This is a genomic window from Flavobacterium procerum, assembly GCF_042431625.1.
Classification (GTDB): domain Bacteria; phylum Bacteroidota; class Bacteroidia; order Flavobacteriales; family Flavobacteriaceae; genus Flavobacterium; species Flavobacterium procerum.
On the sequence record NZ_JBHLYW010000008.1, the window covers coordinates 88396 to 108170 of the forward strand.

Genomic DNA, 19775 nt, shown 5'->3' on the forward strand with positions numbered 1-19775 from the left:
ATTGTTCGATTTCGATAAAATCACAATCAACTATTTATATTTTTGATTTTAATTATTCGAATAAAGAACACGAAGCAGATTTATGAAAGAGCAAAGTAATGAAAATAAATTAATCGAAGGAGAAGATTTTTACTATACGCCCGAGGGTTATAAATGCTTTACTGAGAAACATCATTTAAAACGCGGTTACTGCTGTAAAAGCGGTTGTCGCCATTGTCCGTACGGATATGATAAAAAAACAGGAAGAATAAATAAACCTTCATAAAAATTACAACAACAAATGAACGTTTTTATCAATAAAAATATACCGGAAGCGGGCATTAAACTGCTCCAAGAAAAAGGCATTAATCTAACTGTAAATCCAACGGAGAGTGTATTATCCAGAGAGGAATTCATCAAAATCTGTCAGAAAAATGATGCCCTTTTGAATGTTGGAACCAATAATTTGGATGAAGATTTTTTTCAGCAATGTCGTAATTTAAAAGGAATTGCTTTGTTCTCTGTAGGATTTGATTCTGTCAATATTCCGTCAGCAAACAGTAGAAAAATTCCGGTTGGAAATACGCCTGATGTTTTAAGCAGAGCTACTTCTGATGTTGCTTTTTTATTGATGCAGAGCGTTGCCAGAAAGTCATTTTTCAATCATAAAAGAATTTTAAATGACCAATGGGGAAGTTTTGATCCGCTAGCCAATTTAGGACAGGAACTGTATGGCAAAACTTTAGGAATATTTGGTTTGGGGCGAATTGGTTTTGAAATGGCTCAAAAATGCAAAGTTGCATTTGGAATGAACATTATTTACCATAATCGCTCTCGTAAAGAAGATGCCGAAAAAGAATTGGATGCTAAATTCGTAGATTTTGAAACCTTGCTGGCTGAAAGTGATGTTTTAAGCGTTCATGCTAATTATACAGCAGAAAACAACAAACTCTTCAATAAAAATACTTTTGCCAAAATGAAACCGAATTCGATTTTCATCAATACCGCAAGAGGAAAATTTCAGAATGAAGAGGATTTATTTGAGGCGCTAACGAATAATATAATCTGGGGCGCTGGACTGGATGTTACAAATCCTGAACCAATGAAGTATGATAATCCGTTATTGTGTCTGCCAAATTGTTGCATTTTGCCACACATTGGTTCAGCAACTTATGAAGCAAGAAACGGAATGGCGGTTTGCGCTGCACAAAATATAATAGCGCTTTTTGAAAATAAAAAAATGCCGTATTGTGTTAATGAGGAAGTGTATTTTTAATTAGAAAATGAGATAATTTTTGAAAATCTAAAATCAACAATCTTAAATCTAAAATAATTAATATGGATATTCGTTCAAGAAAGTTTAAGATTACGATTTATAAATCGTATCACAGGTCGGATATCCGGTATCCTTAGTTTTTTTTATTAGAAAATGTGACAATTTGAGAATTAGATAATTTGAATAAATTCCGAATCGTGACATTTAAGCTCCAAAGGAGCGACATTATAAAAACAAAAAATTAATCTGCTGTTAATCTAACCGCAATATCTTAGCGTTTTAGAACCTTAGCAACTTAGCATCTCTAAAAGAAAATGACTTTTCAAGAACAAATACAACAAGGAATTCCAAATATATTACCTCCAAAGGCGACATACGACCCAGCAATTAATCATGCTCCGAAACGAAAAGAAATTCTTTCGGCAGAAGAGAAAAAGCTGGCGCTAAAAAATGCCCTACGTTATTTTGAACCAAAACATCACGCCGAATTAATACCTGAGTTTTCAGAAGAATTAGAGAAATATGGGCGTATTTACATGTATCGTCTTCGTCCAGAATATAAAATGTATGCTCGCCCGATTGACGAATATCCAGGGAAATCATTGCAGGCAAAAGCGATTATGCACATGATTCAGAACAACTTGGATTATGCTGTAGCGCAGCATCCGCATGAATTGATTACTTATGGTGGAAACGGAGCAGTTTTTCAGAACTGGGCGCAATATTTATTGACAATGCAATATTTGTCTGAAATGACAGATGAGCAGACTTTAACGATGTATTCGGGACATCCAATGGGATTATTTCCTTCTCATAAAGAAGCTCCAAGAGTTGTAGTAACAAACGGAATGGTAATCCCGAATTACTCTAAACCTGACGATTGGGAAAAAATGAACGCGCTTGGAGTTTCACAATACGGACAAATGACAGCGGGAAGTTATATGTATATTGGCCCACAGGGAATTGTACACGGAACAACGATTACAGTTTTAAACGGTTTTAGAAAAATCAAACAAAATCCTGAAGGAAGCTTATTTGTCACTTCTGGTCTCGGCGGAATGTCAGGCGCTCAGCCAAAAGCCGGAAATATTGCAGGTTGTATTACGGTCTGCGCCGAAGTAAATCCGAAAATCACAAAAATCCGCCATGAACAAGGATGGATTAATGAAATTGTAACTTCAACGGAAGAATTGGTTCAGAGAGTTGCTCTGGCGAAAGCCAACAAAGAAACGGTTTCTATCGCTTATTTAGGAAATGTGGTTGACGTTTGGGAATGTTTCGATAAAGAAAATATCAAAATTGATTTAGGTTCAGATCAGACTTCACTTCATAATCCGTGGGCTGGAGGTTATTATCCAGTTGGAATTTCATTTGAAGATGCCAATAAAATGATGGCTGAAAATCCAGAATTATTCAAAGAAAAAGTTCAGGAGAGTTTACGTCGTCATGCAGATGCCATAAACAAACACACTGCAAAAGGAACTTACTTTTTTGATTACGGAAATGCCTTTTTGTTAGAAGCTTCTCGCGCTGGTGCAAATGTAATGGCTAAAAACAATATCGATTTTAAATATCCAAGCTACGTTCAGGATATTATGGGACCAATGTGTTTTGACTACGGATTTGGGCCTTTCCGCTGGGTTTGTACTTCGGGAAAACCTGAAGATTTATTAAAAACGGACGCCATTGCCTGCGAAGTTTTAGAAAAAATGGCAGAAACTGCTCCAAATGAAATTCAGCAGCAAATGCAGGATAACATTAAATGGATTAAAGGAGCTCAGGAAAATAAACTGGTCGTTGGTTCTCAAGCCCGCATTCTTTATGCGGATGCCGAAGGTCGAATCAAAATTGCGGAAGCTTTTAACCAAGCAATTGCAAAAGGCGAAATTGGTGCCGTGGTTTTAGGCCGTGATCATCATGATGTTTCAGGAACTGATTCTCCATACAGAGAAACTTCAAATATCTACGACGGTTCTCGTTTTACAGCCGATATGGCGATTCATAACGTGATTGGAGACAGCTTTAGAGGAGCAACCTGGGTATCAATTCATAACGGCGGCGGTGTTGGCTGGGGAGAGGTTATAAACGGAGGATTTGGTATGGTTCTTGATGGTTCTACTGAGGCTTCAAAACGTTTAGCATCAATGCTTTTCTGGGATGTGAATAACGGAATTTCAAGACGAAGCTGGGCTCGAAATGAAGGTGCAGTTTTTGCCATAAAAAGAGCCATGGAAGTTGAGCCTTTACTAAAAGTGACTTTGCCTAATTTGGTAGATGAAAGTTTGCTTTAACTAAATTTGAGAACACTTAATTATAAAAATATGAGAGCTATAAAATTAATTCCTGTCTTTTTGCTTTTAATACTGGCTTCCTGCAGCAGTATTACTGTTTATTCTGATTACGATAAAAATGTAGATTTCGCGCCTTATAAGACTTATGCTTATTTTAAGCCAGGAATTGATAAGGTCGAAATTTCTGATCTTGACAAAAGAAGAATTCTTCATGCTATTGATAACGAAATGCAGGCTAAAGGATTTACGAAAAGTGATAATCCTGATTTATTGATTAATATTTTTACCAAATCGAGAGAACAGGTAAATGTAAACCAATTCAGCGCAGGCTGGGGTTACGGTTGGGGATGGGGATGGAATCCGTGGATGATGTACGGAGGAAACCAGACTACTGTTTCTACTTCTACTGAAGGAACGCTGTATATTGATTTGATTGATGCTAAAAAGAAAGAAATGATCTGGCAAGGCGAAGGTCAGGGAACTTTGACCAGAAACATTGATAAAAAAGATCAAAAAATTGCTGAGTTTGTAAACAAAATTTTAGCTCAATATCCGCCAGTAAAAAAATAATTTTTTACTTTTGTCATTCAATCAGCTAAAAAAATGAAGAACTTTAACAACATTATTATCGCTATTATCAGCATTATTGCAATTCAGCAGTAATGGCGAGGTGTTATATAAGTTTGTAAAATAATAATTTATAGAAACCTCCCAATTGGGAGGTTTTTTATTTTAAAATAAAATTATTTTGCCACAGATTAAAGGATTTTCACAGATTAAAAATCATTATAATCTTTTTAATCTGTGGCAAAAAACTAAAACAACTATCATGAGTTTATTTAACGAAGTACTTAATGCAAAAAAGCAACTTGAAAGTGTAGTTGCCGCTACTCCTCTTACACAAAATCTGAATCTTTCAGACGAATTCAAATCGACTATTTTATTAAAAAGAGAAGATTTGCAAATTGTGCGGTCGTATAAAATTAGAGGGGCTTACAATAAGATTTCTTCGTTAAACGAAAAAGAAAGAGCAAATGGAATTGTTTGTGCAAGTGCAGGTAATCATGCGCAAGGAGTTGCTTATTCTTGCAATCTTTTAAATATTCAAGGTAAAATCTACATGCCGAAAACAACTCCAAAACAAAAAGTAAAACAAGTACAATTGTTTGGAAAAAAGTTTGTTGAAATTGTTTTAACCGGAGATACTTTTGATGATGCTTATGCTTCTGCAACCGCAGATGCCATCAAAAACCATAAAACTTTTATTCATCCTTTTGATGATGAAAAAGTGATTGCTGGACAAGGAACTGTTGGGTTGGAAATTCTAGAAAACTGTAAAGAACCAATCGATTATGTTTTTGTTCCAATTGGTGGCGGCGGACTGGCTTCTGGATTGTCTGAAGTTTTCAGGCATTTAAGTCCGAACACTAAAATCATTGGCGTTGAACCGAAAGGCGCTCCTTCGATGAAAACTTCAATTGAAGAAAATAAAAATACGCCGCTAAAAACAATCGACAAATTTGTGGACGGCGCTGCTGTAAAACAAGTCGGCGATAAGACTTTTGAAATCTGCCGTTACAATTTGGAAGATATTATTCTGGTTCCCGAAGGAAAAGTCTGCACGACCATTTTAAGATTATATAATGAAGAAGCAATGGTTGTAGAACCTGCGGGAGCTTTGACTATTGCTGCTTTGGATTTTTATAAGGATAAAATTAAAGGCAAAAATGTAGTCTGCATTGTGAGCGGAAGCAATAATGATATTGAAAGAACTGCCGAAATAAAAGAACGTTCTTTATTGTATGAAGGATTGATGCATTATTTTATGATTCAGTTTCCGCAACGTCCGGGAGCACTAAAAGAATTCGTAAATAATATTTTAGGCCCAGATGATGACATTACTTATTTTCAGTTTGCTAAGAAAAACAGCCGCGAAAAAGGCTCTGTAGTTGTTGGTTTAGAACTGAAAAACAAAAATGATATTATGGCGATAAAAATCAACATGACCCAAAACGGATTTGAATTTCAGTATCTAAATGACAATCAGGATTTGTTTACGCAATTGATTGGATAATCATTTTCAAAATGATAATTGTCAGGAAATAAAAAAGAACTTATAGCGTATTTTTGCAGCTTAACTTTAGAATAAACAAAATGGCAGATTTAAAAGACATTTCGACAATAGAAGACATACAGCAAATGGTAAACAGCTTTTATGCGAATGTTAGAAAAGACGAGTTAATTGGTCCTATTTTCAACGATAAATTACAAGATCGCTGGGAACCGCATTTGCAAAAAATGTATAATTTCTGGCAGACCATTCTTTTTGATGTTCGTGCCTATTCTGGAACACCTTTTCCGCCACACAAACAGTTGCCTGTTGATAAAACTCATTTTGATCGCTGGATTGCCATTTTTAATACTACAATCGATGCACAGTTTGCAGGTCCAATTACAGAAGAAGCTAAAATGCGCGCTACTAACATGGCTTTTATGTTCAGCCATAAAATTGAGTATTTTAGGAATCAGGGACTTTAAAAATTTTATTTTTTCGATGTTATAATTTTCCCATTTTTATATTGGTTTTCTCCGTCTTCCCAGATTGCGTGCTGAGAAGAGAATTCAAATTTTTTAGAATTTGCTCCTTTTAAGATAACATCTTCAAAATAAACATGTTGATTATCTTTAGAATATTGATCTGAAAGAATTTCGAAACTTGAATAATCTGCGCCTTTGATTTTTTTGAAATCGTAGTAAACGCCGTTTTTGTCTTTTGAAAAATCGTATCGTAATGCTTCAAAAGATTTTGCATCAATTTCAGGATAAATCGTTCCCTTGTTTATCAGAACATCATTAACCATAATGTTCCAATAATCAATCTCCTGAGTTGTTGCAATAGAATCAAAAGTGTTGATTTCAAATTCAGATTTAGTAAAAGCAGAAACCACCGAATTACCAATTCTGGCGTACGTTTCGTTGATAGCATGAATCTCGCCTTCAATCATTTTGTGTTTTTGGATAACCTCATCAACCTCAACCATTTCATTGCCTTCTCCTCTATAGCTGAGAATTGCGTAAATAAAATCGGCATCAACAGCAATTGCGTTATTTAAAGGCCTAAAAGTTTTCGGGTCAGCATTGATTTTTTTATTTTTATAATAAACAGAATAACCATCTTTTGTCCAGTAATGACGTCGGTAATCTGTAATCGACGCATCTAATAATTGATAGGTTTTGGGGTCTGCACCGTTTATTATTTCTAATTCGTAAAACTTTCTGCCATTAAGATGATAAACATGATTTTTGTCTTTGATGATGTAAAAATCCTCAACTTTAAAAGTATCATGATCAACCAATTGCTTTCTTCCTTTCCAAAAAACATTGTTTTTATCTTTTCCGAAATCTTCGTTTATAGGCTGAAAAGTTGCAACATCTGCCTCAGATTCGAAATAACCTAATTCGAACCAATTTCCCATTGGCGAATAAACAATTAGATTTTTTCTGTAATGATGAAAGTAAGAATTGGATACTTCTAAATTTACAGGTTTTCCGATTCTAAACACAAAATATCTTATGCCTAAGACAATCAAAACGATTATGGCTAAAACTATATAAAAAACTTTCATAATTAAATATTGAATTCTAATAACAGCTGTAAAACTAACCATTTTCTCTTGAGGAACATTAAGATAAATGGATAAAGAAAAATTCTTAAAATTATTTTTTACAACTAAGCCAACAATTTAAAGATTGCGCAATAAAACAATCTTATTTTTAAAAATCTATGCCAGAAAAAATTATTTTAGCACTTGAAATTCGTAATTTTACATTTTAATCTACAACGTTTTCGAAATGAATCCAAATATTGAAACCAATCCGTTATTAGAAAGATTGCCTAAACATTTACAGCAATTTATTAAGCCACAAGATTATAGCGATTATACTCCTATCAATCAAGCGGTTTGGCGATATGTGATGCGTAAAAATGTTGATTATTTGTCTAAAGTAGCACATCATTCTTATTTGGACGGTTTGAAAAAAACCGGAATCGAAGTTGACTCCATTCCTTCTATGTACGGCATGAACCGAATTTTAAGTGAAATTGGCTGGGCTGCCGTTGCCGTTGACGGATTTATTCCGCCGAATGCTTTTATGGAATTTCAAGCTTATAATGTTCTGGTTATCGCTTCAGATATCAGGCAATTAGAACATATTGAATATACGCCTGCTCCGGATATCATTCACGAAGGTGCCGGCCACGCTCCTATTATTGCTAATCCTGAATATGCGGAATATTTAAGACGTTTTGGTGAAATTGGCTGTAAAGCGATTTCATCTCATAAAGATTATCAAATGTATGAGGCGATTCGTTTGCTTTCGATTTTAAAAGAAGCAGAAGATACACCTAAGGAAAAAATTGATGAAGCCGAAAAAGCAGTTGCCGATTTGCAAAATGATATGGGCGAATTGTCTGAAATGGCACAAATTCGAAACCTGCATTGGTGGACAGTTGAATATGGTTTGATTGGGACAGTTGAAAACCCAAAAATATATGGTGCTGGATTGCTTTCTTCTATTGGTGAAAGTGCGCACTGTATGACCGATAATGTGAAGAAAATCCCTTATGATATTTCGGCAGCGAATCAGAATTTTGATATTACGCAGTTGCAACCTCAGCTTTATGTAACACCGACTTTTTCTCATTTAAGTTTAATTCTGGAAGAATTTGCTAATAAAATGGCTTTACGAACTGGCGGTTTATCTGGAATTAAAAAACTGATTCAATCGAATGCTTTAGGAACAATTGAATTGAGCACAGGTTTACAAATTTCAGGAATTTTCACGAATGTAATTGAAGAAGAAGGAAAACCTATTTATATTCAAACTACTGGAAAAACAGCTTTAGCTTACCGCGAAAAAGAATTAGTCGGACACGGAACTTTAACACATCCGCACGGTTTTGGAAGTCCGATTGGGAAACTGAAAGGGTTCAATCTGGCGATTGAAGATATGAGTCCTAAAGATTTACAAGCTTACAGTATTGTAGAGGGCGAAACGATTAAACTGGAGTTTGAGGGCAATATTATTGTTGAAGGTGAAATTATTACCGGTTCTCGAAATCTTCACGGAGAAATCATTTTAATTAGCTTTAAAAACTGCACCGTAACTCACGATGAAACTGTTTTATTTCAACCGGATTGGGGTAATTACGATATGGCAATTGGTAAAAAAGTGATTTCTGCTTTTTCTGGTCCAGCCGATGTGAATAGTTTTGATTTAATCAACATTGTTCCTTCAAGTAAAACTATCAAAGCGAAACATACAGAAGAACGCGACGAATTGGAGCATTTATATGCAAGTGTTCGTGATGTTCGAAATAATAATGGTGATAAAAAAGAACTTCAGTTAGTATTTAATAAATTAAAAAATAATCATCCGAACGATTGGCTTTTAGCTGTAGAAATTGCCGAACTTTTAACGGAAAATTTAAGTCCGCTTTTACATGAAATAGTCGTTTACCTATCGGAAATGAAAGAAAGACGTCCTGAAATTGCACATTTAATTTCTGGAGGCTTGGCTTTGATTTTTGACAATTCTTCTCAATTGCCACAAAGACACTAAGACGCAAAGATTTTTCACGCAGATTTTGCAGATTTAAGCTGATTCTGCAGATTTTTTTAATCTCGCAAAGACGCAGAGTCGGAAAGTATTTTACTTAAAAAGTTTGCTTTGCGACTCTGCCTCTTTGCGAGATTCTTTTATAATTTTAATCCCAAATCCTGAGTCAACTCCGTTTCTGACTCAATCGTTTTTCCGTTGTATTGCAGTTTCCAGCCCATTGAATTGGTTAAAATTAAAATCTTAGACAATTCACTGATTAATCTGTTTTGAGCATTTGTTTTAAGGCTTGATTTTTCGATTTTCTTGGCTAAGTTCGCCTTTACCGATTTATTGATTTTATTATAATCTTCTCCCGTAAACGGATTCAGTTTGCTTTGTTCAACATCATAAAACTGAATATCTGGATTGATCGTAATTTCTTCTTTCGGAATGTTTAAAATCGTAATGGTTTTATTTTTCTCGTCTATATCGTATTTCATTTGATGCAGATCGTAAGCAACAGTTACGTTTGCATTGACTACAATGAGCGCTTTCTTTTCAAAAGAAATCATGTCCATCAAATACTTCTGCTGATTTTTATAGGTAACCACTTCCGAAAAATGACCTTCGGTTACGACCAGTTTTCCAACATTAAGAATCTGCTGTTGAATTAAATTGGTATTGTATTGAATATCCGAATCGTCTTCTTTTTTAAACTGGCAATATTTAAAAGCCAGAATAATGACTAAAACAATCACACTAATACCAATAATTCTTTTGATTAAGTTTTGCATTCCTCTAAAATATTTTAGACCAATTTACTTCTTTTTTTAGTTTTTTTGCCACGAATTTCACTAATTACACTAATTTTTGGAGTGTTTAAATTTTAATTTTTTCGAATTTTTAATTTGTGATATTAAAAAACATAGAAAAGAAATTTGTGCTAATTCGTTAATTACTTCGCCAGTTCGCTATCGCTCGGGTCGTGGCTAAAAAAATTAAAACGGATAGCCAATAGCGATATTCAGAATGAGGTTGTCTTTTCTCCAGGAACTGTTTCCAAAATTAATATCATCGATAATCCATCTTTGTCCATCTGGAAGAGCCGGATTTCTTAATGGAATCGCTAAATCTGTTCGGAGAATCAAGAACGATAAATCGAAACGCAACCCGACACCTGCTCCAACAGCTATTTCTTTCATAAAATCTTTTGAAATTTCTGCTCCAGGTTTGTTGGGATCGGCATGCAAAAGCCAGATATTACCGGCATCTAAAAATACTGCACCTCTCACAATGCTAAAAAGTTTCGCTCTGTATTCGGTATTAAACTCCAATTTTAAATCGGCTGATTGATCCGGTGTATAGTTAATATTGGTTGTGGTTTCGGGAATCACATAACTTCCGGGACCCAGCGTTCTGGCTCTAAAAGCTCGAATACTATTTGTTCCTCCTACTACAAATTGTTTTGAAGCCGGCATTGTATTCGAATTTCCATATGCAAATCCAGCTCCAACTATTAATCGGCTGGCGAGTTCGCTTTCTTTCCCTAGTTTTAAATAATGTCTGAAATCGGTTTTAATTTTTACATATTGGCTAAACGGAACATCAAATATCTTTATCGTATCATTCTTTTTGATATTTGCACCCGTTACCAAACCGGTTAGGTTTCCAGCCAAATCTAATTCGCCATTAAAATAGATAGTATTTTTTCGGCGTTTTTGCATCGTATTGGTGTACGTATAATTGTAAGTCGGACCAAAAATTAATTGCTTTTCGATTACTCTTCTTAGCGCTTCATCTTCTTCAATATCTGCTAAATATTCTGGCGTAACATGATTTGGACTTACATAGGTTACATCAATCACATTCAATTGATGCTCTTTTCGAATATTTTCTTTCCATAAATAACCAAAAGAGGTATTAAAAGAATTCAGCGCATATAATTGCGTTCGTTTTTGATATTCGTAACGAATTGTTGCTTTGGTTCTTGGTACATATTCACTGTTTCCTTCAATATTAAAAGGCGTAATAAATCTGGGCCAAGTCAAACTGACTTCTCCTCCAAGTCTATAAATATTCTTTCCTTTATTGGCTCCACCCAACTGAAAATCGGCTCCACCAAAAATGGATGCCGTAAACAATTCTGCGCCACCTAAAAAGTTTCTGTTGTTCCAATTCAAATTTACTTCGGTACCTGTATAACTCGCCGAATTGGTTTTCCCCAAAACCTCGACACGAATAAACTTTTTAGGCAAAAGCGTTAAGTAATAATACGAATCCAAAGCATTGTCGATACTGTCTGAAGGCTTAAATTCATTTTTAACAAAACTGAAAGTCCCCAGATTTACGAAACGATTCAAAGTCAAATTATGATCGGTTCGATTGTACAAATCTCCTTTTTTGAAATAAATTGTTCTGTCGTAAACTCTTGGTTTAAAAGTTTCTGCGGTATCAATAATCGTAAAATCTTTATACTTCGTAATATTCTTTTTTCGATAAACCATACTGTCATTTGCTAAAGAATAATTTGGATACACAAAAATGTTATTTATTGTGTAAGCTCTCAATGCTTTTGCAGGAGTTTCGTCTTTAATAACTAATCTGATTTTCACTTCGTGATCTCCTTTACTGCTGTCTACTTTTGCCAAAAGATAATCAGGATTAAAATAATAATATCCTTTTTCTTTCAGTCTGGCATCGATACGTTCTCTTTCTGCTTTTATAACATCTAAATCGTACGGATTTCCAACTTTCAATAAACTTCGTCGGCTTGATCTTGCGATTATTTTTGACATTTTTAAAGAATCATCTGGAAAAGTCACGCTTTTAATAATGTATTGCTTTTTTGGAACAACAGTATATTCTGCCGTAACTCTTTTATTTCTAACCGTAGAATCTGCGCTGACACGAGTTTTAAAATAACCTCTATTCTCTGTAAAATTTCTTAAAACTGATGAATTATAATCTAAATCGACTTTACTAAAAAGCACTGGTTCTTCTCCCACTTTGGTTCGAAGCCAATATCTAAAACCTTTTTGCTTTTTGGGTTCGCCAGCAATATTATAAAACCATAATTTTGGTCGTAATCCTAAAAACGTTTTATTTGGTTTTGGGCGAAGAAGTGCTTCTAGCTCAGTTTCAAGTGCTTTTCTGTCTTTCTTTTTCATGATAGAATCTTTCACTTGTACCGAACCTCCAGTGTAAAGCAAATCGCCTTCTGGAAGATATTTTGTATTACTGCATCCAAAAACAAAAAACAGGGATAGCAACACAAAATACTTTACTAGCTGATTTTTTATATGATTATGTTTTTTGTTCATTTCCTTCAATTTGATTTTCCTGCAATTGCTCCTTCTCTTTATCTTCCTTTTTTTTCTGCTTTTCTTTTTCTTTTCGAAGCTTTTCTTCTCTAATTAATTCTTTTTCTTTTTCACTGCGATGGAAAAGTTCTCTAAATTTATTGTAACTCATCGTGATAATAAAAGCAACACCAGTTTCTACCACCTGTCCTTCTACCGCCACCTGATATTGATTTTTTCTATAGGCACGAACAATATATCTACCATCTTTTGTCAATTGATAATCTAAAGCTACATCCCCGGCAATATTGGTACTTTCTTCGTTGGCGCGCTCTGCACCTTCTACTCCAAAACTACTTCCAACAGTTACTTTTAATCGGTCATCCAGCAGTTTTTTAGAAACTTCAACATTCAAATCTGTCCTATTCTGCATAGTTCCAGAAGTGTAATCTTCTGATGATTCTAAATCAAAATTGACTTCAAATCCTGTAATCAATTCTCCTGCAAGATTATTCAATTGCTGCGAAAGTATTTTACTCACACTTTGTCTTGCCATCGTTTCTGCACTTATTCCTCCGCTTTGACTTGCAAACGGATTTTCGCCCACGAAACGGTTTAATAATAAAAGTGCAAAAACCTGTTTGTTCAATTCGGCTGGATCTTGTTCTAATTGTTTTAATTTTGCTTGCGTTGTGGTAACAACATCTGTTGAAACATTATAATTTCCTTCCGGTAATACAATTCCAAAAGAGATTTCAGGTTTCATCAATTCTCCATTCATTTTCAATAAAGTCTGAAACGGAAGTTTTTGTTTATAGGTATTCTGAATAGACTGTTCCATTCCTGCTAACTGATTTCCGAGTAAATCAATCGGAGCTGCATCAACTTTATAAATAGCTGTAATATTTATGTTTGCCAAAGTCGGTTCGCCATTCCACGTAATATAACTTCCTTTCTGGATATCGAATTTTCTTTTGATTCCGTTAAAATTCATTTGATAAGAACCATCCGAGAATTCATATTTTCCAGTCAAAGTTGTTTTTCCAGATTGATCAATTCCTCCAACTAATTCAGCTTCTCCTTTCAAGTTCAAATAATCTCCATTTGATTTATCAATCAGCAAAGTCAATTCGGCTTCTTTGTCGATTGCAATGGCAACGTTAACATTCATTCCCTTCAGTTCCGATTGATCGAGTTTATTTTGCATTTCAACCGTTTGTTTGAGATACATATTATCTTCATCCACAAACTCTACGATCCCTTCTCGATCCGCAATCGAAGGATCTGACTGAGGCATAACGACCGTAAATTTGGTCTCTTTATTTATTTTGATTGTTCCATCTATAACGGGACTTTCTAAACTTCCTTTGATATTTAATTTTGTATCTAAAAATAAATCGCCATAAAACAAATCATTGTCGGCGGCTTTAGAATTTATGGCTCTAAAATCATTTGCCTCAACCAAAAGATTAAAATTATACTTTGTAAAATCAGGAGATTCAATGGTTCCGTTAACGAACAATTCATTATCGTTTTCGTCTAAAAGAGAAAACTTATCAAACGAAATTACTCCTTCGTTAAAAGTGATTTTTTCTTTTCCAGTTTTAAAATAAGAATTCAGTTGCGTCACTCTAAAACCAGCGTCATTAAAGTTCAATTCGCCATTCACTTTTGGGGCCGAAGTATTTCCTGTAACCTTGAAATTTCCAGACAGAAAACCTTTCCCTTCGGTAATATTTCCCATACTGAAACCTTGAATACTTTTGATGTACAACTTATTAATTGCCATATCTAAATCAAAAGTGCCTTCTTCAATTTTATATTCACCAGTCAGTTTTACATCATTTCCTTCGTCGCTTAAAACAATATTTGCAGCAAGCGTATCTTCGGTTTTATTGTCTACTTTTATTTCTAAATCGCCGACTTTTTCTCCTTTAAAAGTAAAATCATCTATTTTTAAATCGGATGTAAAAGTGGGTTTGGTCATTACATTTTCGACCAAAGCATTTCCGTTAATTAACCCCTGCATCAACAGTTCGTCTTTTTTGACCATAGTCATAATGGTTTCGATTTTGAAATTCACAAAATCAACCTGAAGCGGCGCATTATTTTCAGTTCCCTGCGATTGGATTTTTAATTCGTTTCCTGAATTACTCAAGAAAAATTTATTGATATAAAGTCGATTATCTCCAAATTCAATTGCATTTTCCGAATCAACTGTCCATTTATCATAATTTAAAACAAAACTGTCCGCATCGATTTTAAAGATGTTTTTCGAGTCTTCATGATTCAAGTTTCCAGCAATAAAATACTGCTGTTTTTCTTTGGCATCTTTTACTTCCAAAGCATACGTAAGCTCATTGTTTTCTACTTTTCCTGATAAACTCGTAAGCGGAATTTTAAGCGAACCACTTTCAATAGTGGCCACAGAAATCAAATATTCTAAAGCATTTTCTTTTGTTTGAATATTTATTTTTCCGTCCGAGATTGTATTTCCGCCATAAACAATTCTCGGAATTATTCCTTTTACTTCTAATGAATCGGTTTGACTGTTGTATTTTCCATTTATCGTAAAAGGTTCTAAAGCGGTCAATTTCGGCAATAATTTCAAAAGCACAGGATCATTATCCACTTTCAAAGTAAAGGCTACTCTTTGTTCGTCTGATTCGGCGTTAACTTTCGGATTTTGAAGATTAATATATTTCGATAATGATTTCTGAACCGAATTGGCCAAAGTCGTCAGTTTATATTTTCCAGTTACTTCCGCTTGTAGAAATTGAGACGAAATTTTAATTGAATTACTGTCTTTATCTGCAAACGCAAAAACGCGGATAGAATCTAAAACTATTGGTTCTTTGTCCTGCAAAATCTGAATGTTCGACAAGAACACTTTTCCGTTCAAGAAATCCGGATTACTGTTGGCAATATCAGCATCAACATTTCCGCGCAGTTTCATCGGGCCGGCATGAAGATTTAGTTTTTCTAAATCGGCTATATCAAGATTTAATTTCAGTTTTACCGTTGGATATTTGTCTTTTGTATCTCCGCTTGCTGTTAAATTAAAATTCAGATTTGGATCTTCCATTCCTGATTTTACAGCAAAAGTTCCGTTTTCGATGTTTCCTTTCAGCGTTAGATCTTTATAGGTATATCGGTTAAAAACGGCTTTCTGAACAATTCCGTCAATGACAGCATTTGCCGTTTTCGGATCTAAACCATATCCTTTTACTTTCGCGTTAAGCGTAATTTTCCCGATTGAATCGTTTTTTATTAATCTCCCTAAATCAAACTCATTTAAGGAAACTGTTGCATCGTATTTTTCTCTTTTTTTAATACGCTGATCAAATAAAGCATCCACTTTTGCATTTCCGAAACTGCTGTTTAAAGCTAGATTGGTTTTAAAATTCTGAACCGAACCTTTAAATTTTCCTTGTAAATTTAATTGAGAAGGCAATTGAATGTTTTTCGGGATTGTTCCAGCTGGCACAAACATATTGATGTCTTTTGCGGTGCTGGACATTTTTTTAATATTCAAATCGTAATACGCTTTTTCAGCATCCGGCAATCCGGCGATTTTCCCCGAAAGGGAAACTTTTGTCGTTCCAATTCCGCTCATTTCGAATTTAGAAATATTCAGATCTTTTACTTTTCCGCTTACACGGCTGTCCACATACAAAATAGCATTTGGATTGCTCTTAAACGGATTCGTGTTTTGAAGCGTAGGCACAAACAATAAAATGTCTTTGAAACCGATTTTGGATTGTTTCAAATTGGCATCAATCGCAAGATTTGCTAAATCTTTTTGAAGTGATTCTAATGATTTGTATTCGGCTTTAATTTTATCCTGAACAAGCGTTTGAGGCGTTTTTAAATACAAGCTTTCTAGAGAAGCATTTTTAGGGCCATAAAAGAAATTGGTTTTTAAGGACTGAATCTGCAAACCGCTTTTTTCATTAACCGTAAGCTTGTTTATATTTCCTGAAAAGGTATCATTCCCATAATACAATTTCTCTGCTTCAAAGTTGAATTTATTCAAATCCAAATGGCTGTAATCTAACCCTTTTGCAACAGGTTTTGACTGCATATCATCAAATTTGAAAGCTACATTCTGAATATCAACTTTATTCAATTTTGCTTTCCAGCCGGCTTGTTTTATGGCTGTGGTGTCGAGGTTTGGTGTCTGAATCTGCTTATCTTTTGCACCCAGACGTAAATTTCCTTTAAGATTTTTAACTTCAAAAGTATCAAAATCCAAAAGCTGTTTAGTAAGATCGATTTCATTTACTGTTAAATTTAAGTTTCCAAGACGGATTCCAGAATCTAATCTAGAATCTTTATTATCATATGCAATATCAATTTTTGACAAAGCAATTTTTCTTAGTTTTAATTTAAAATCTTTTCTTTTCGAAATGGTATCAACCGTTTCTACAGATACTGTCGCAATTTTTTCGACCACATCTTGATCCAAAACCAGTTTCAAACCATCAAGAGTGATATTCGGAATGTCAAAATCCATTTTATCCAAATCAAAGGTGTTGAATTTGGTATCAAAATGCGTAAGGTTTACGCGAATATCGTTTTTCGCATAATCATCTTTAAAATTGAAATTGATTTTATCCAGATTGACTTTTACAACCGAAATTTTAAACGGTTTCGCATCCGGGTCTTCTACTTTAGGTTCTTTCGATTCGAATGCTTTGATGATGTAATCGAAGTTGAAAACGCCGTCTTTATTTCTGGAAATATTTGCTGTGGTATTTTCTAATGAAACCGAATTGATTTCGAGTTCGCTGCTAACCAATTTAAAAAGATCCACATCAACTTCTAATCGCCTACCTGCCAGCAAAGTATCTTTCTTTTGATCTTCAAAATAGAAACCTTCCAGAACTACATCTTTCGGAAATTTTATCGAAATATAATCTAAGGAAACTTTGGTTTTTATTTTATCCTCAAGATATGTAACCGCTTTATTTTTAACAAAATTCTGAACCGACGGAACCTGAATCAGAATAATAAGAAGTAATAAAAGTGCAATTACAGAAACCACGCACCACGCAAGTACACGAAGTGTTTTCTTTAAATAATGAATGGATTTCTTATTCATACCTCAATAAAATCGATTAGATTAAAATCGCTTCTGAAAAAAGCAGGGTTACACATTTTACAAAAATGTAAAATTTAACTAGTAACAATTTACATAATTCTCAGCAATTATTCTAAAATTTTATTGTTGTTTTTTGCCACGAAGGCGCTAAGACGCGAAGTTTTTTTCTCATTTTATGTCATTTCGACGAAGGAGAAATCTTCGCGAGTAACTCCGCAACGAAAAATCCAATCATTTTAGAGTTTCTTGATTCGACTTATTTGGCCTGTCACTATTGCTCGAATCTACTTCGTCAAAATTGACAAGATTACAAAGAAAACCTTTGAACCTTTGTTTCTTTGAATCTCTGAACCTAAAATTTAATATGCGGTAATTTTTCTCCTAACCGATTTATTTTCTGCTGAAGTTTTGCTAAGAATTTTTGATGTTGGTCTGATTCGGGATTAAAACTTCTGTGACGAAGACTTTTCTGGATTTCGTCTACTTCCTGCATTGTAGAAATACTGCTTTCTGAAATATAATTTTCGCTGAAAAGCTTCCAGATATAGTCGATAGCGATTTGATTCGGATGAAGCATATCTTCATTATAAAAACGATAATCGCGAAGCTCGTCCATCATGATTTCGTAGGAAGGAAAGTATTCTGATTTTAGATTATAGATTTCAGATTTTAGAATGTTATGTAAAGCGCTAAACAAATGCGATTTACTCAATTGATTTTCTACAAATCCATCTTTGATATGACGAACGGGAGAAATGGTGAAAATGAAATTGATATTCGGATTTAAAGTCTGTATTAAACTCATTGTATTTTGCACACTTTCGCGGATTATTTCAACCGATAATAATTCTTTCGAAAATTGTTTCTGCGGCACTTTATGACAATTGGCAACTATTTCATCTTTCTCCAGAATTCTGTAAATCCACGAAGTACCAAAAGTGATGATGAGATGAGTCGCTTCTTTGAGTTGTTTGTGTGTTTCTGAAATGGCTTTGTTTAGCGTTTCCAGTAATTCTTGTCGGTCAGAATTGCTTAAATCAGAATGCACTTCAAAAGAATGCCAGCGTTCATTATGAAAAAAGACATCCTTTTCTTCAAACCATTCTTCTTTACAAACTCTGTTGAATAATTTCTCTATCGAAACCGGATTAAAGATAATTCCAAACGGGTTGGTTTCGTTCTGAAACTTAAAATAATCAAATTTTGAAGCCATATTTTCTGCAAAACAAGAACCAATAGAAAGCACTTTCGAATTATAATCGATTGGAGTATTACTTTTTGATATTGGGATTTGTGTTCTGAATTGCATAATTTTTATTTGAGTACGAATTTCATCAATTTTCACCAATAAAAAAAGTCCTCATAATCAAACAGATTATGAGGACTCTTAAAAAACGATTATTAATTATTAATAAGTAATTTGAATTTTGAAAGAATCATTTGCGTCTCCAGCAAATACTTCGCTTGCAAAATTATTAGAATTATATTTCGTTTTATAGTCTACAGATAAAGTTTGAACAGCTTTTCCGTCAGCATCATAATTTACTGTTACGCTAGTCAATGCATTATTTGCAGAATGAAAATCAAATTGATAATCATCACTGTCAACTTGAGCTAAATCTAGTAAAAGTTTTAAACCAGTAATATTAACAAAAGGGCTTTTTTTATCGTCAAATGTATTGGTGGTTTTTTCTTTTAAACCATCATTATATTCAGCAGAAACGATATTTCCATTTGCAAATGTGTAAAGAGTGGTAGTATCGTATTTAACTTCCTGTCTGTCTCTTATTTGCGATTGGTTTGCATTTACTGTTCCGTTCGCATTGTAAACAAATGTCAATTTATCTTGGTATGTAGAATTAAACGCTTGTGTAGTTATTTTTGAAACAAGTTTGTTATTCTCGTATGCGTAAACGTCGGTAGAAATTAAAACACTTGATCTAAAATATTCTACTTTAGTGATAACATCTCCAGTGTAAGTGTAAACGTATTTTGAAGCATCAGAAAGTGAAATTTGCTTCAATTTGTTTCCGTCATAAGAAAAAGTGTAATCAAGAGATCCTGACTTTCCGTCTTCAACAGTTGTCAGCGTAATTTTTGTTGGTAAAGCATTTGTTGATGACTCTCCGTCAGAGTTGCTATCATCACTTGAACAAGAGTTAAGAGACAAGGCTAACGCTCCTAAAAGACATAAAAATTTTTTCATTTTGTTTTGTTGTTAAATT

The 19775-nt window shown here is 34.1% G+C and carries 13 protein-coding genes; 7 read left to right on the forward strand and 6 right to left on the reverse strand.

Annotated elements, in window-relative coordinates:
• The first annotated feature begins 82 nt into the window (after positions 1-82).
• The 6 genes from ACFFLS_RS09655 to ACFFLS_RS09680 all read left to right on the forward strand — a co-directional run bounded on the left by ACFFLS_RS09655 (position 83) and on the right by ACFFLS_RS09680 (position 6084).
• Positions 83-265 carry a C1orf53 family protein gene (locus tag ACFFLS_RS09655; RefSeq protein ID WP_012023986.1) on the forward strand — a complete coding sequence of 61 codons (183 nt, stop codon included), beginning with the start codon at positions 83-85 and terminating at the stop codon, positions 263-265.
• Positions 266-280: 15 nt separating this feature from the next.
• Complete coding sequence (locus tag ACFFLS_RS09660; RefSeq protein WP_379685245.1) at positions 281-1255, forward strand: 2-hydroxyacid dehydrogenase; 975 nt, start codon at positions 281-283, stop codon at positions 1253-1255.
• 314 nt (positions 1256-1569) lie between these two features.
• Positions 1570-3546 carry a urocanate hydratase gene (gene hutU / locus ACFFLS_RS09665; RefSeq protein WP_379685244.1) on the forward strand — a complete coding sequence of 659 codons (1977 nt, stop codon included), beginning with the start codon at positions 1570-1572 and terminating at the stop codon, positions 3544-3546.
• Positions 3547-3576: 30 nt separating this feature from the next.
• Positions 3577-4116: a DUF4136 domain-containing protein gene (locus ACFFLS_RS09670; RefSeq protein WP_379685242.1), complete on the forward strand. Its 540-nt coding sequence runs from the start codon at positions 3577-3579 to the stop codon at positions 4114-4116.
• A gap of 259 nt (positions 4117-4375) precedes the next feature.
• Complete coding sequence (ilvA, locus tag ACFFLS_RS09675; protein ID WP_379685240.1) at positions 4376-5620, forward strand: threonine ammonia-lyase IlvA; 1245 nt, start codon at positions 4376-4378, stop codon at positions 5618-5620.
• Between the two features lie 80 nt (positions 5621-5700).
• Positions 5701-6084, forward strand: coding sequence for a group III truncated hemoglobin (locus ACFFLS_RS09680; protein ID WP_379685238.1), 384 nt, complete (start codon positions 5701-5703; stop codon positions 6082-6084).
• 5 nt (positions 6085-6089) lie between these two features.
• On the opposite strand, the gene ACFFLS_RS09685 is transcribed toward ACFFLS_RS09680, so the two are convergent.
• Positions 6090-7172 carry a DKNYY domain-containing protein gene (locus ACFFLS_RS09685; RefSeq protein ID WP_379685235.1) on the reverse strand — a complete coding sequence of 361 codons (1083 nt, stop codon included), beginning with the start codon at positions 7170-7172 and terminating at the stop codon, positions 6090-6092.
• A gap of 226 nt (positions 7173-7398) precedes the next feature.
• Here ACFFLS_RS09685 and ACFFLS_RS09690 point away from each other — a divergent pair, with 226 nt between their 5' ends.
• Complete coding sequence (locus tag ACFFLS_RS09690) at positions 7399-9168, forward strand: aromatic amino acid hydroxylase (protein WP_379685233.1); 1770 nt, start codon at positions 7399-7401, stop codon at positions 9166-9168.
• Positions 9169-9305: 137 nt separating this feature from the next.
• On the opposite strand, the gene ACFFLS_RS09695 is transcribed toward ACFFLS_RS09690, so the two are convergent.
• From ACFFLS_RS09695 to ACFFLS_RS09715, 5 genes are all read right to left on the reverse strand, one after another.
• Positions 9306-9941: a DUF4230 domain-containing protein gene (locus tag ACFFLS_RS09695; RefSeq protein WP_379685231.1), complete on the reverse strand. Its 636-nt coding sequence runs from the start codon at positions 9939-9941 to the stop codon at positions 9306-9308.
• Positions 9942-10145: 204 nt separating this feature from the next.
• Positions 10146-12467 carry a translocation and assembly module lipoprotein TamL gene (tamL, locus tag ACFFLS_RS09700; RefSeq protein WP_379685229.1) on the reverse strand — a complete coding sequence of 774 codons (2322 nt, stop codon included), beginning with the start codon at positions 12465-12467 and terminating at the stop codon, positions 10146-10148.
• The gene (locus ACFFLS_RS09705; protein WP_379685227.1) at positions 12451-17550 is read right to left on the reverse strand and encodes a translocation/assembly module TamB domain-containing protein; all 5100 of its coding nucleotides are present in this window, start codon (positions 17548-17550) and stop codon (positions 12451-12453) included. Before ACFFLS_RS09705 ends, tamL begins: the two co-directional genes overlap by 17 nt.
• A gap of 352 nt (positions 17551-17902) precedes the next feature.
• Positions 17903-18859: a GSCFA domain-containing protein gene (locus ACFFLS_RS09710; protein WP_379685225.1), complete on the reverse strand. Its 957-nt coding sequence runs from the start codon at positions 18857-18859 to the stop codon at positions 17903-17905.
• A 99-nt stretch (positions 18860-18958) separates the two neighbouring features.
• Positions 18959-19756, reverse strand: coding sequence for a hypothetical protein (locus tag ACFFLS_RS09715; protein WP_379685224.1), 798 nt, complete (start codon positions 19754-19756; stop codon positions 18959-18961).
• Positions 19757-19775 lie beyond the last annotated feature (19 nt).

Bases quoted from the DNA above. Each gene is read 5' to 3' on its own strand.
- ACFFLS_RS09655 (WP_012023986.1), top strand. From the start codon at position 83: ATGAAAGAGCAAAGTAATGAAAATAAATTAATCGAAGGAGAAGATTTT.
- ACFFLS_RS09660 (WP_379685245.1), top strand. From the start codon at position 281: ATGAACGTTTTTATCAATAAAAATATACCGGAAGCGGGCATTAAACTG.
- hutU (WP_379685244.1), top strand. From the start codon at position 1,570: ATGACTTTTCAAGAACAAATACAACAAGGAATTCCAAATATATTACCT.
- ACFFLS_RS09670 (WP_379685242.1), top strand. From the start codon at position 3,577: ATGAGAGCTATAAAATTAATTCCTGTCTTTTTGCTTTTAATACTGGCT.
- ilvA (WP_379685240.1), top strand. From the start codon at position 4,376: ATGAGTTTATTTAACGAAGTACTTAATGCAAAAAAGCAACTTGAAAGT.
- ACFFLS_RS09680 (WP_379685238.1), top strand. From the start codon at position 5,701: ATGGCAGATTTAAAAGACATTTCGACAATAGAAGACATACAGCAAATG.
- ACFFLS_RS09685 (WP_379685235.1), bottom strand. From the start codon at position 7,172: ATGAAAGTTTTTTATATAGTTTTAGCCATAATCGTTTTGATTGTCTTA.
- ACFFLS_RS09690 (WP_379685233.1), top strand. From the start codon at position 7,399: ATGAATCCAAATATTGAAACCAATCCGTTATTAGAAAGATTGCCTAAA.
- ACFFLS_RS09695 (WP_379685231.1), bottom strand. From the start codon at position 9,941: ATGCAAAACTTAATCAAAAGAATTATTGGTATTAGTGTGATTGTTTTA.
- tamL (WP_379685229.1), bottom strand. From the start codon at position 12,467: ATGAACAAAAAACATAATCATATAAAAAATCAGCTAGTAAAGTATTTT.
- ACFFLS_RS09705 (WP_379685227.1), bottom strand. From the start codon at position 17,550: ATGAATAAGAAATCCATTCATTATTTAAAGAAAACACTTCGTGTACTT.
- ACFFLS_RS09710 (WP_379685225.1), bottom strand. From the start codon at position 18,859: ATGCAATTCAGAACACAAATCCCAATATCAAAAAGTAATACTCCAATC.
- ACFFLS_RS09715 (WP_379685224.1), bottom strand. From the start codon at position 19,756: ATGAAAAAATTTTTATGTCTTTTAGGAGCGTTAGCCTTGTCTCTTAAC.